Raw genomic sequence first — 12,614 nt, 5'->3', positions numbered from 1 at the left:
CTCGGGGTGGTACATCGCCGGTCTGCCCACTGCTCGCCAGCGTACTCGTGGGGGTGCGGGGCCGTCTGAGCCTGTGGACAACTCATGCTTCCTCCATCGGCCCCAGCTCGAACCATGTCGCCTTGCCCCGGCCGGGGCCGTGCGTGCACACGCCCCAGGCGTCCGCTCCGTACGAGATCAGCTGTATGCCCCTGCCCGTCTCGTCCTCGTCCGAGGGGGACTGGCGGGCCGGGAGGCCCGGGGCCTGGTCCTGGACGAGGATCCGCAGGCAGGTGCCTGCGGGGTCCGCCCAGCCCGCGAACAGGGTCACCGGCGCGGCGCAGTCCTTGGCCGCGCAGGCGTTGACGGCGTTCGTGACCGCCTCTGAGGTCAGGAGGACCGCGGTGTCGGTGAGTTCGGGGTGCCCGGAGGTCGCGAGGAGGGTGCGCACCGTTTCGCGGGCGGTGCGGACCCATGCGGGGTGCGGCGGGAAGACGAGGTACACGTCGTGCGGGTGGTCCTCCACGGGGCCTCCTGGGGCGCGCGTCGCGATGACGGTGTCCGCCAACTCCGTTGTGGTCGGGGGTACTTCCGCGTGCGGTGCGGGTTGGACTGGTCGACTTTGACGGTAGGGGCACTAGTAGGCTTGTTACAACCGTGAACGTGAAGTGCACCCCTGACGGGTGACGTCCGCCCAAGGAGGTGGACGGCTGCCGCGCGGGGTCGGCACACTGCGCACGGCCATAGGGAGGGATACATGCCACCGAGGACGAGCCCGAGTGAGCGTCAGCGGCGACTGGGCGCGGAGCTGCGCAGACTGAGGCTGCGCGCGCGGTTGTCGGGTGACGACGCAGGTGCGTTGCTGGACGCTGAGCGGACTCGGATCAGCCACATCGAGGCGGGACGGGTCGATGTTCCGCGCAACGGGTTGTACAAGTTGCTACGTGCCTACGGTTGTCCGGACGGGGCGTACTTCGACGGGCTGATGGACATGGCCCAACACCGCGGCAAGGGCTGGTGGGACGAGTTCCAGGGAGCCATCGGGCCAAGGGCGCGAGATCTGGCGGAGCTTGAACATCGTGCGTCAGCCATCCGCATTCACGAGCCACTGTTCATCCCGGGCATGTTGCAGACCCGCGACTACGCACACGCGGTGCTCACGGTTTCGGAGGAGGATCAGGGGCGGGTGGACCGCTACGTCGAGTTCCGTCTGGCGCGCCAGCGGATCCTGGACGCACCCAAGGCGGTGCCGTACCACGCCATCGTCCACGAGGCGGCGCTGCGCGTGCACACGGGTGGTACCAGGACCATGCGCAAGCAGTTGCTGCGGTTGATCGAGATCGCCCGCCTGCCGAACGTGACGCTCCAGATCTTCCCGTTCGAGCGTGGCGCCTACTCCGCGTTCAGTCGCCCCTTCGTCCTCTTCGAGGGGGCCGCGCGTGAGTTGGACAGTGTCTACCTGGAGCATCCGCTGAAGTCCGTCTTCCTGGGGGATGGAGAGGCCAACGACCGGTACGGCAAGATGTTCGAACGGCTCTCGGAACTGGCGCTCGCGCCGGTCGACCCCGAGGCCGCGCCGGAGTCCCATCACGGCCGGGACTCGCTCAGCCTGATCCAGCACGTCATGTACGAGCTCTAGGTAGGGGAGTCGGATGTTCCAGCTCACGTGGCAGAAGTCCTCGTACAGTACCGGCGGCGAGGGCGAATGCGTCGAGTTGGCCACCGACCCCACCGGCCGCATCCACCTCCGCGAGAGCGACCGCCCCGCAGAGATGGCCACGACCACCCCGGCCGCCCTGCGCGGGCTCCTCCACCACATCAAGGCGAGCGCACGCGGCCAGGCGTGACTCAGCCCCCGGCTTCCCCCGGCTTCGCGTAACGCCGGAAGGCGGATGTGTCGATGGTCCAGGGGCCCAGGGAGACCTGGTCGCCGAAGATGTAGGGCTCCGTCTTCCTGTAGTGCGTCCCGCACGGCTCGGTGTGCACCTCGATGGTGCCCTTCCTGGGGTCGACGATCAGGTAGTGCTCGATGCCCATCGCGGGGTAGTCGGCGAGCTTTCCGACGTAGTCGTTCTCCGGGTTCGAGGGGGAGACGATCTCGATGACCGCCAGGACCTGGGAGGCGTCCACGGCCAGGCCTTCCTCGTCGAGCACCGCCTCCGGGATCACCACGGCGTCCGGTCGGCGCATGCGGCCGATCGAAGGGTGCTCGATCTCGGGGCCGTTGGCGCAGATGTAGCCGGGGTGGGTAGCTGGAAGCTGCTCGTCGAGTTGTTTGCAGATTCGACGGACCGTGCCCTCGTGCCTCTTGGACGGGCACATCATGGCCAGTATCGGCCCGGAAGGGCCGATCTCTACGCTCCAGGAGCCCTCGAGCTGCTCGGCGTAGGCCCCGAGCTCCTCGGCGATCGCGCGCATCTTGGCGTAGTCCATATGTGCAGCGTAGCGAGGCCCCGCGGGGCCGCATGCGTACATCCGGATGGCCTCCTCCTCATACGGCCGGGCTAAATGTGCGGTTCGTCCGCTCTGCCGCGATATTTGCGGTAACGCGCGCACAGTCGGCGCGCAGAGCGATCGAGGAGGCACTCCATGCGTGGAGCCACGCACGCCAAGTGGGCCGCCGGTGCGGTGGCCGTCGCACTCGCGGCGACGGCCTGTGGGGGTGGGAGCAGCGGTGGCGGTGGCGACGGCTCCGGGGTGGTGGGGTCGTCCTGGGGGGATCCGCAGAACCCGCTGGAGCCCGCGAACACGAACGAGGTCCAGGGGGGCAAGGTCCTGGACATGATCTTCCGGGGGCTGAAGCGGTACGACCCGAAGACCGGCGAGGCGAAGGACATGATCGCCGAGTCCATCGAGACGAAGGACTCACAGAACTTCACCGTCAAGATCAAGGACGGGTGGAAGTTCAGCAACGGCGAGAAGGTCACCGCCAAGTCGTTCGTGGACGCCTGGAACTACGGGGCGCACCTGAAGAACAACCAGAAGAACGCGTACTTCTTCGGGTACATCGACGGGTACGCCAAGGTCCACCCGGAGAAGGGGAGCGCGAGCGCCGAGACCCTGTCGGGGCTGAAGGTCGTCGACGAGAAGACCTTCACCGTGAAGCTCACGCAGAAGTTCTCCACCTGGCCCGAGACCCTCGGCTACCCGTCCTTCGCGCCGCTGCCCAAGGCGTTCTTCACCGACCACGAGGCCTGGCTGTCCAAGCCCGTCGGCAACGGCCCGTACTCCATCAAGTCGTACCAGAAGGGCTCCAAGATGGAGCTCAGGAAGTGGGACGACTACAAGGGGGACGACAAGGCGCAGAACGGGGGAGTCGACCTCAAGGTCTACACCGACAACAACACCGCGTACACGGACCTGATGGCGGGGAACCTCGACCTCGTCGACGACGTGCCCGCCTCGCAGCTCAAGAACGTCAAGAGCGACCTCGGGGACCGGTACATCAACACGCCTGCCGGGATCATCCAGACGCTCGCCTTCCCGTTCTACGACGCCAAGTGGGACAAGGCCGGCAGCGAGAAGGTCCGGCGCGGCCTCTCCATGGCCATCAACCGGAAGCAGATCACCGACACGATCTTCCAGAAGACCCGCACCCCCGCCAAGGACTGGACCTCGCCCGTGCTCGGCGAGGACGGCGGCTACAGCGACAGCCTCTGCGGCGACGCCTGCGAGTACAACGCGGCCGAGGCCAAGAAGCTGGTCGAGGAGGGCGGCGGCATCCCCGGCGGCACCCTGAAGATCTCGTACAACGCGGACACCGGCTCGCACAAGGAGTGGGTGGACGCCGTCTGCAACTCCATCAACCGGGCGCTCGGCAACGACAAGGCGTGCGTGGGCAACCCCATCGGCACCTTCGCCGACTTCCGCAGCCAGGCGTCCCAGCAGAAGCTTGACGGGGCCTGGCGCGCGGGCTGGCAGATGGACTACCCGCTGATCCAGAACTTCCTGGAGCCGAACTACTTCACGGATGCCTCGTCCAACGACGGCAAGTACTCCAACAAGGACTTCGACAAGCTCATCAACGAGGCCAACGCGGAGACGGACGCCGCCAAGGCCGTCACCAAGTTCCAGGACGCCGAGAAGATCCTCGCCAAGGACATGCCCGCCATCCCGCTCTGGTACCAGAACGGCAGCGCCGGCTACTCGGACAAGGTCTCGGACGTCGCGCTGAACCAGTTCAGCGTGCCGGTGTACGAGGAGATCAAGGTCAACTGACGTCGGAGGAGCGGCCGTCCGGCCCCGCCCGGCCCCTGTCCGGCCCCCGCCGGGCGGCCGCTCCGCCACCTCCAGCCACCTCCCGCTACCTCCGGAGCGAGCCCTCATGGGTCGTTATGTGATCCGGCGTCTGCTGCAGATGATCCCGGTCTTCTTCGGCGCCACCCTGCTGATCTTCCTGATGGTCAACGTGATGGGCGACCCCATCGCGGGCCTCTGTGGCGACCGCAAGTGCGATCCCGCGACGGCGGCCCAGCTCAAGAAGGAGTTCGGCCTCGACAAGCCCGTGTGGCAGCAATACGCGACGTACATGGGCAACGTCTTCACGGGCGACTTCGGTACCGCCTTCAACGGCCAGAAGGTCACCGAGCTGATGTCGTCGGCGTTCCCCGTGACCCTCAGGCTCACCCTCGTCGCCATCGTCTTCGAGATCGTCATCGGCATCTCGCTGGGCGTCCTCACCGGCCTGCGGCGCGGCAAGCCCGTCGACACGGTCGTGCTGCTCCTGACCCTCGTGGTCATCTCCATCCCCACGTTCGTGACCGGCCTGCTCCTGCAACTGCTGCTCGGCGTCGAGTGGGGCGTCATCAAACCGTCCGTGTCGTCGGAGGCCACGGTCGACGAACTGATCGTGCCGGGACTCGTGCTGGCCTCCGTCTCGCTGGCGTACGTCACCCGCCTCACGCGGACCTCCATCGCCGAGAACCGCCGCGCCGACTACGTGCGCACCGCCGTCGCCAAGGGCCTGCCGCGACGGCGCGTCATCACCAAGCACCTGCTGCGGAACTCACTCATCCCGGTGGTCACCTTCATCGGCACGGACGTCGGCGCGCTCATGGGCGGCGCCATCGTCACCGAGCGGATCTTCAACATCCACGGCGTCGGTTTCCAGCTCTACCAGGGGATCCTGCGGCAGAGCACCCAGACCGTCGTCGGCTTCGTGACGGTGCTCGTCCTCGTCTTCCTGCTGGCGAACCTGATCGTCGACCTGTTGTACGCCGTACTCGACCCGAGGATCCGCTATGCCTGAACCCCATGAGCCCGCCGAGGGCGCCATCGCTGGGACCGGCGCGGGCGGCGCGATGGACCTCGCGGCGAGCGAGGCGACGACGCTCACCCCCGGCGGCCCCGAAGGCGGCCCCGGCGGCACCGGAGCCGCCGCGCCCGCCCGCAGCCTGTGGTCCGACGCCTGGCGCGACCTGCGCCGCAACCCGATCTTCATCATCTCGGGCCTGATCATCCTCTTCCTGGTCGTCATCTCCCTGTGGCCCTCGCTGATCGCCTCCGGCGACCCGCTCGACTGCGACCTCGCCAACGCCCAGAAGGGCTCCTCGCCCGGCCACCCCTTCGGCTTCAACGGCCAGGGCTGCGACGTCTACACGCGGACCGTGTACGGCGCCCGCGCCTCCGTGACCGTCGGTGTGTGCGCCACCCTCGGCGTGGCCGTCCTCGGCAGCGTGCTCGGCGGGCTCGCCGGGTTCTTCGGCGGCGTGTGGGACGCGATCCTCTCCCGCATCACCGACATCTTCTTCGCCATCCCCGTCGTCCTCGGCGGCCTGGTGCTGCTCTCCGTCGTCACCAGCAACACCGTCTGGCCCGTCATCGGCTTCATGGTCCTGCTCGGCTGGCCGCAGCTCTCCCGCATCGCCCGCGGCTCCGTCATCACCGCCAAACAGAACGACTACGTCCAGGCCGCCCGCGCCCTCGGCGCCTCCAACTCGCGGATGCTGCTCCGGCACATCGCGCCCAACGCCGTCGCCCCGGTCATCGTCGTCGCGACCATCGCCCTCGGCACGTACATCTCCCTGGAGGCGACCCTGTCGTACCTGGGCGTCGGCCTGAAGCCCCCCACCGTGAGCTGGGGCATCGACATCTCCGCCGCGTCCCAGTACATCCGCAACGCCCCGCACATGCTGCTCTGGCCCGCGGGCGCCCTCGCGGTCACCGTGCTCGCGTTCATCATGCTCGGCGACGCGGTGCGCGACGCCCTCGACCCGAAGCTGAGGTAGCCGCCCATGGCGAACACGGCATCCAAACTGCTCGAAGTGCGCGACCTGCACGTGGAGTTCAGGACGCGTGACGGTGTCGCCAAGGCCGTCAACGGCGTCGACTACGGCGTGGACGCCGGCGAGACCCTCGCCGTGCTCGGCGAGTCCGGCTCCGGCAAGTCCGTCACCGCCCAGGCCATCATGGGCATCCTCGACATCCCGCCCGGCCGCATCACCTCCGGCGAGATCCTCTTCCAGGGCCAGGACCTGCTGAAGCTCAAGGAGGACGAGCGGCGCAAGATCCGTGGCGCGGGCATGGCCATGATCTTCCAGGACGCCCTCAGCTCCCTGAACCCCGTCCTCAGCGTCGGCGACCAGCTCGGCGAGATGTTCGTCGTCCACCGCGGGATGTCGCGCAAGGACGCCCGCGCCAAGTCCGTCGAGCTGATGGACCGGGTCCGCATCCCCGCCGCCAAGGAACGCGTCACCCAGTACCCGCACCAGTTCAGCGGCGGCATGCGCCAGCGCATCATGATCGCCATGGCGATGGCGCTCGAACCCTCCCTCATCATCGCCGACGAGCCCACCACCGCCCTCGACGTCACCGTCCAGGCCCAGGTCATGGACCTGCTCGCCGAGCTCCAGCGCGAGCTGAACATGGGCCTCATCCTGATCACCCACGACCTCGGCGTGGTCGCCGACGTCGCCGACACCATCGCCGTCATGTACGCGGGCCGCATCGTCGAGAAGGCCCCCGTCCACGAGATCTACAAGGCCCCCGCGCACCCGTACACCAAGGGCCTGCTCGAATCCATCCCGCGCCTGGACCAGAAGGGCCAGGACCTCTTCGCCATCAAGGGCCTGCCGCCCAACCTCATGAACATCCCGCCCGGCTGCGCCTTCAACCCGCGCTGCCCCATGGCCCAGGACGTGTGCCGCACCGACGTCCCGCCGCTGGCCACGGTCACGTACGAGGGGCTGACGGCGGAGCGCCGCAGCGCCTGCCACTTCTGGAAGGAGACCCTCCGTGGCTGAGCCCATCCTGGAGGTGCGGGGGCTCGTGAAGCACTATCCGCTCACGCAGGGGATTCTGATCAAGCGCCAGATCGGCGCGGTGAAGGCCGTCGACGGTGTGGACTTCGACCTCGGCACCGGGGAGACGCTCGGCATCGTCGGAGAATCCGGGTGCGGGAAGTCCACCGTCGCGAAGATGCTCGTCAACCTGGAGCGGCCGACCGCCGGGGTGATCCGCTACAAGGGCGAGGACATCACCCGGCTTTCGGGGCGTGCGCTGAAGGCTGTGCGCCGCAACATCCAGATGGTGTTCCAGGACCCCTACACGTCCTTGAACCCCCGGATGACAGTCGGCGACATCATCGGCGAGCCGTACGAGATCCACCCGGAGGTGGCGCCGAAAGGCGACCGCCGCCGCAAGGTCCAGGACCTCCTGGACGTCGTCGGCCTGAACCCCGAGTACATCAACCGCTACCCGCACCAGTTCTCGGGCGGTCAGCGGCAGCGCATCGGCATCGCGCGCGGGCTCGCGCTGCGGCCCGAGATCATCGTCGCCGACGAGCCGGTGTCGGCGCTCGACGTGTCGGTGCAGGCGCAGGTCGTCAACCTGCTGGACAAGCTCCAGAGCGAATTCGAGCTGTCGTACGTCTTCATCGCCCACGACCTGTCCATCGTGCGGCACATCTCCGACCGGGTCGGGGTCATGTACCTCGGGCGGATCGTCGAGACCGGCACCGACGCCGAGATCTACGAGCATCCGACGCATCCCTACACGCAGGCGTTGCTCTCCGCCGTGCCGGTGCCCGATCCGACCGCGCGCGAGCATCGCGAACGCATCATCCTCAGCGGGGACGTGCCGTCGCCCGCCAATCCGCCGTCCGGCTGCCGGTTTCGCACGCGGTGCTGGAAGGCGCAGGAGCGGTGCGCCCTGGAGGTACCGGAACTCGCCGTTCCGGCGGAGTTCCGGGGGGTGGAGGGGCCTGCGGCACATGATTCCGCGTGCCACTTCGCGGAGGAGAAGCACGTGGTGCCGTAGCCCTCGCGGGGCGCCCCGGTCCCACCCCTTCGCCGAAACCGGGGCGCTGCGCCCCTGGATCCCAGCCCCCTGCCGACGCCCCCTTCGGGCGGGACAGCTTCCGCCGAATCGGCGCTCCGCGCCTCGTCGTCAAACGCCGGACGGACTGAAAGATCCAGCCCACCAGCACATACCCAGCCCGTCCGGCGTTTGAGGACGAGGCCGTTCAGGCCGATACGGGGGTCCGGGGGTGGAGCCTCCCGGTTTCGGGAAGGGGCGGGGGCGGGGAGAGGAAACATTCGGGCAACGCCGTGGACCCGTCGGGGAGACACGTGTCCGGCAGGGTGTGGGACGTACGGCCGTGCGGGTGCCGTTGGACCGGTCGGGGTGCGCCATGTCGCCCCGACCGGTCGCTGCTTTTCGGGGCGGGGTCAGGCGAGGTTCAGGGAACGGCGGAGGAAGTCGACCTGGAGCAGGAGGAGGTTCTCGGCCACCTGCTCCTGCGGGGTCATGTGCGTGACTCCCGAGAGGGGGAGGACCTCGTGCGGGCGGCCGGCGGCGAGGAGGGCCGAGGACAGGCGCAGGGCGTGGGCCACGACCACGTTGTCGTCGGCGAGGCCGTGGATGATCTGCATCGGACGGTGCGGCTGGCCGGGGTCGACGAGCCCGTCGTCCGAGACGAGGGAGCTGTTGCGGTAGGCCTCGGGGGAGGTCCGGGGATCGTCGAGGTACCGCTCCTGGTAGTGGGTGTCGTACAGGCGGAGATCGGTGACGGGCGCCCCCACGACGGCCGCGTGGAAGACGTCGGGCCGCCGCAGGACGGCCATGGCGGAGAGGTACCCGCCGAAGGACCAGCCGCGCATGGCGACGCGGCCGAGGTCGAGCGGGAACCGCTCGGCGAGCGCGTGCAGCGCCTCGACCTGGTCCTCCAGGGTGCGGGTGAGATCCCCCTTGACGGACTTCTCCCAGGCGGGCGACCGCCCCGGCGTACCGCGCCCGTCGGCGACGATGACGGCGAACCCCTGGTCGGCGAACCACTGCGAGGTCAGGTAGACGTTGTGGGCCTTCATGACGCGCTGCCCGTGCGGACCGCCGTACGGATCCATGAGTACGGGAAGCGGCCCGTCCGCCGGGTCGTACCCGGTGGGGAGCAACACGGCGCACGGAATCCGCCGCGCGCCCCCTTCGGCGAGCGTCACGCGCGGGGTGAGCCCCGGGTGCTGGGCGTGCGAGGCGACGGTCGCGACCTGCTTGCCGTCGCGCAGCACGGACACCCGTGAGCCGGGACGGTCGAGAGTGGCCGAAACCAGCACGGTGACATCGCCCGCGCGCACCGCGGAGTGCACCCCGGGCTCCTGCGAGACCCGCTCCACGCCGAGTTCGTTGACGCGGTAGACATGCACCTCGCCGATCTCCGGATCGGCGGCGCCCTCGCCCGCGGAGGCCGAGATCAGCGCGGAGTCCTCGGTCACGTCGAGCACGGCGCGGACATGGAGCTGAGGACCCGTCAGCGGCCGTTCGCCCCAGGCGAGTACCCGGGCGCCGCCCTCGTCCACGATGCGCACGAGCCGCCCGCTGGGCGACCAGCAGGGCGAACCGGGGAAGAGTTCAAGCCAGTCGGCGTCCTCGTCGGCGTGCACCATCCGCGTCGAGCCGTTGTCGGGGTCGACGGCGAGGTACAGCGCGCTGCGCTGGTCCCGGGCCTGCACCAGGAGCAGCGGCGCCCCGTCCGCCGACCAGTGCACCCGCGCCAGGTACGGATAGCGGGCCCGGTCCCACGAGACCTCCGTGCGCACCCCGTCCAGACCGACCACGAACAGCCGTACGTCCGCGTTGTCGGTGCCCGCCGCCGGATAGGCGACCGAGGTCGGCTCCCGGTCCGGATGCGCGGGATCGGCGATCCACCAGCGCTGTACGGGCGCCTCGTCGACCCGCGCGACGAGCAGCCGGTCGGACTCCGGCGACCACCAGAAGCCGCGGAAGCGGTCCATCTCCTCGGCCGCGATGAACTCCGCGAGCCCGTACGTCACCGTGGCGGCCTCCACCGCGTCCGGCGCCGCGAGCGCCCGGTCGCCCTCGCCGTCGGCACCCGTGACGCGCAGGGCGCCCCCGGACACGTACGCGATGTGCCGGCCGTCGGGCGCGGGCCGCGGGTCGATCACCGGGGCGGGGGCGGGCAGTTCGCGTGCCGTGCCCGCGCGCAGCTCCGCGACGAAGAGGCGGCCCGACAGGGCGAAGGCGGCGAGTTCCACGGCCGCGTCGGTGGCGTACCCGACGATGCCGGCGCCGCCCTCGCGGCTGCGCTCGCGCCGCGCCCGCTCCGCCGCGGAGAGCTGCTCCGCCGAGCCGTCGAGCAGCGCCCGCGGATCGGCGGCGACCCGCTCGGTGCCGCCGCCGTCGGCGAGGTCGAGGACCCAGAGCATGCCCGTGCGGTCGGTGCCGGACGCGGAGCGGACGAAGACGACGCGGGACCCGTCGGGAGCCGCGGTGAAGGCGCGCGGCGCGCCCAGGGAGAAGCGCTGCGTGCGGGCGTGCTGGCGCGGGAAGGAAAGCCGCTGCGCGGCACCGTCCTGGGGCCCGTCGGTTTCCGGGGTCTCGATGGTCATTCCCCGAGCCTATGGCTCATGCGCCCCTTGTGCTGCGGTGCTCCGACTCATGTGGCTCGACACATAGTTATGATCCGTAGCGCTTGGTGGGTATGACCTTGCTGGCACGGCGAGTTGGGTCCTGTCGGCCGGACGCAGGGGGCGCCCCCGGGGGAGCCCGGGGGCAGCTCGGGACAGTTGGTCGGAACGTTGTCGCGTGATGGGAATGGGAGGTGAACCGCCGTGGCACTCTCGGTATCGGTGGTGCTGCTGCTGGCGATCATCGTGGTCATGCTGGTGCGGAAACAGGGGCTCAAGACGATCCACGCGATCGTCTGCGCGCTGCTCGGTTTCTATCTCGCCAGTTCGTCGCTCGCGCCGACCATCGATGAGCTGTCGACGAACCTCGCGGGGGTCATCGAGGACATCAAGTTCTGACGGCACCCGCGGTACGCGCCGCCGCGGCCGGCCTCGGCCTGGCGGGGGCGAAGGGGATATCAGGGGCAACGGGGGCGAACGGGGCGGAAGGGGGCGAATCGGGTCGGGCGGGCCCGAGGGCAGCGGGAGGGGGAGACGAGGGGGCGCGGGGGGCTCGCGGCCCCGTGGCGGGGGTGCTCCGGGCTCGTAGGCTGTTCCCATGACGGAACAGCCCGCCCGGCGCCTGCTGCTCGTGCACGCGCACCCCGACGACGAGTCGATCAACAATGGCGCGACCATGGCCAAGTACGCGGCCGAGGGCGCCCGAGTCACGGTGGTGACGTGCACGCTCGGCGAGGAGGGCGAGGTCATCCCGCCCGCCCTCGCCCATCTGGCCGCCGACCGCGAGGACGCCCTCGGCGCGCACCGCATCGGTGAGGTCGCCGCCGCGATGAAGGAGGTCGGCGTCGCCGACCACCGCTTCCTCGGCGGCACCGGCCGCTACCGCGACTCCGGGATGATGGGCACCGAGCAGAACCACCGCCCCGGCGCCTTCTGGGCCGCCGACGTCGACGAGGCGGCGGCCCCGCTCGTCGAGGTGATCCGCGAACTGCGCCCGCAGGTGCTCGTCACCTACGACCCGGACGGCGGCTACGGCCACCCCGACCACATCCAGGCCCACCGCGTCGCCATGCGCGCCGTGGACCTCGCGGCCGAGCCCGCCTACCGCGCCGACCTCGGCGAGGCGCACACCGTCGCCAAGGTCTACTGGAACCGCGCCCCCCGCTCGACCGTCGAGGAGCGCTTCCTGCGGCTCCCGGACGAGCTGCCCGCCTCGCCGTTCACCGCCGTCGCCACCGTGGCCGACGTGCCCGGAGTGACCGACGACGCCCGCATCACGACGGAGATCGACGGGCGGGCCTTCGGGGCCGCGAAGGCGGCGGCGATGCGCGCCCACGCGACCCAGATCGAGGTCCACGCGCCGCTGTTCGCCCTGTCCAACGGCCTGGCGCAGCCGATCTTCGACGTGGAGTACTACGAACTGGCGAGAGGCGAGGCGGGCGTGATGCCGGACGGCGGACGCGAGACGGATCTGTTCGCGGGGCTCGGCCCGGCGGGGGGAGAGAAGTGAGCGCGCGGTCGAGGGCTTCTTCATCCTCTTCGTCCTCCCCATCCTCTTCGTCCTCCTCGGCTTCTTCGTCTTCTTCGTCTTCGGCGTCGGCCAAGGGGGCCGAGGCGGCGGGAGCGCGGGCGGGCAAGGCGGCCAAGGCATCCGGTTCGGCCAAGGTCGCGGGAGCGAAGTCGGCCAAGTCGGCCAAGGCTCCGGCGGGCCGGGCGGCCGCTCAGGCCGCCCCGGCCAAAACCTCCGGCGCAGGGGCCGCCGCGGCGCCCGGGAGC

12 protein-coding genes are annotated in these 12,614 nt (G+C 69.9%); 9 read left to right on the top strand and 3 right to left on the bottom strand.

All coding sequences use genetic code 11. From position 1 onward, the window contains the following. Positions 1–82: 82 nt before the first annotated feature. Positions 83–505 (bottom strand): ATP-binding protein, encoded by a 423-nt coding sequence (locus tag IE274_RS06090; protein ID WP_190114521.1) that lies wholly within the window; start codon positions 503–505, stop codon positions 83–85. 231 nt (positions 506–736) lie between these two features. Here IE274_RS06090 and IE274_RS06085 point away from each other — a divergent pair, with 231 nt between their 5' ends. Continuing rightward, positions 737–1,618 carry a DUF5753 domain-containing protein gene (locus IE274_RS06085; protein ID WP_190114520.1) on the top strand — a complete coding sequence of 294 codons (882 nt, stop codon included), beginning with the start codon at positions 737–739 and terminating at the stop codon, positions 1,616–1,618. Positions 1,619–1,631: 13 nt separating this feature from the next. Next, entirely contained in the window at positions 1,632–1,826 is a 195-nt protein-coding gene (locus IE274_RS06080) for a DUF397 domain-containing protein (RefSeq protein WP_190114519.1), read from the top strand. Position 1,827: 1 nt separating this feature from the next. Here IE274_RS06080 and IE274_RS06075 read toward each other — a convergent pair whose 3' ends face one another. Further along, complete coding sequence (locus tag IE274_RS06075; protein ID WP_190114518.1) at positions 1,828–2,412, bottom strand: Uma2 family endonuclease; 585 nt, start codon at positions 2,410–2,412, stop codon at positions 1,828–1,830. A 156-nt stretch (positions 2,413–2,568) separates the two neighbouring features. Between IE274_RS06075 and IE274_RS06070 the strand changes: the two genes are divergently transcribed. From IE274_RS06070 to IE274_RS06050, 5 genes are all read left to right on the top strand, one after another. Further along, positions 2,569–4,197: a peptide ABC transporter substrate-binding protein gene (locus tag IE274_RS06070; RefSeq protein ID WP_190114517.1), complete on the top strand. Its 1,629-nt coding sequence runs from the start codon at positions 2,569–2,571 to the stop codon at positions 4,195–4,197. A 106-nt stretch (positions 4,198–4,303) separates the two neighbouring features. Then, on the top strand, positions 4,304–5,227 hold the full coding sequence (locus tag IE274_RS06065) for an ABC transporter permease (RefSeq protein WP_190114516.1): 924 nt from the start codon (positions 4,304–4,306) through the stop codon (positions 5,225–5,227). Continuing rightward, on the top strand, positions 5,220–6,206 hold the full coding sequence (locus tag IE274_RS06060; RefSeq protein WP_190114515.1) for an ABC transporter permease: 987 nt from the start codon (positions 5,220–5,222) through the stop codon (positions 6,204–6,206). The genes IE274_RS06065 and IE274_RS06060 overlap by 8 nt, the downstream gene beginning before the upstream one ends. 6 nt (positions 6,207–6,212) lie before the next feature. Further along, positions 6,213–7,220 (top strand): ABC transporter ATP-binding protein, encoded by a 1,008-nt coding sequence (locus tag IE274_RS06055; RefSeq protein WP_190114514.1) that lies wholly within the window; start codon positions 6,213–6,215, stop codon positions 7,218–7,220. After that, complete coding sequence (locus tag IE274_RS06050; RefSeq protein WP_190114513.1) at positions 7,213–8,235, top strand: ABC transporter ATP-binding protein; 1,023 nt, start codon at positions 7,213–7,215, stop codon at positions 8,233–8,235. The genes IE274_RS06055 and IE274_RS06050 overlap by 8 nt, the downstream gene beginning before the upstream one ends. A 410-nt stretch (positions 8,236–8,645) precedes the next feature. Here the strand turns inward: IE274_RS06050 and IE274_RS06045 are convergent, their stop codons facing one another. Then, the gene (locus tag IE274_RS06045; protein ID WP_190114512.1) at positions 8,646–10,820 is read right to left on the bottom strand and encodes a prolyl oligopeptidase family serine peptidase; all 2,175 of its coding nucleotides are present in this window, start codon (positions 10,818–10,820) and stop codon (positions 8,646–8,648) included. A 222-nt stretch (positions 10,821–11,042) separates the two neighbouring features. Here IE274_RS06045 and IE274_RS06040 point away from each other — a divergent pair, with 222 nt between their 5' ends. Together IE274_RS06040 and mshB are read left to right on the top strand one after the other, a co-directional pair. Then, positions 11,043–11,237, top strand: a complete 195-nt coding sequence (locus IE274_RS06040) for a hypothetical protein (protein ID WP_030359751.1) — start codon at positions 11,043–11,045, stop codon at positions 11,235–11,237. 199 nt (positions 11,238–11,436) lie between these two features. Beyond that, positions 11,437–12,348 (top strand): N-acetyl-1-D-myo-inositol-2-amino-2-deoxy-alpha-D-glucopyranoside deacetylase, encoded by a 912-nt coding sequence (gene mshB / locus IE274_RS06035; RefSeq protein WP_190114511.1) that lies wholly within the window; start codon positions 11,437–11,439, stop codon positions 12,346–12,348. Positions 12,349–12,614: the final 266 nt, after the last annotated feature.

Origin of the sequence: Streptomyces flavofungini (genome assembly GCF_014650815.1) — a bacterium.
GTDB lineage: Bacteria > Actinomycetota > Actinomycetes > Streptomycetales > Streptomycetaceae > Streptomyces > Streptomyces flavofungini.
This window is presented reverse-complemented; position numbering and strand designations above follow the sequence as displayed.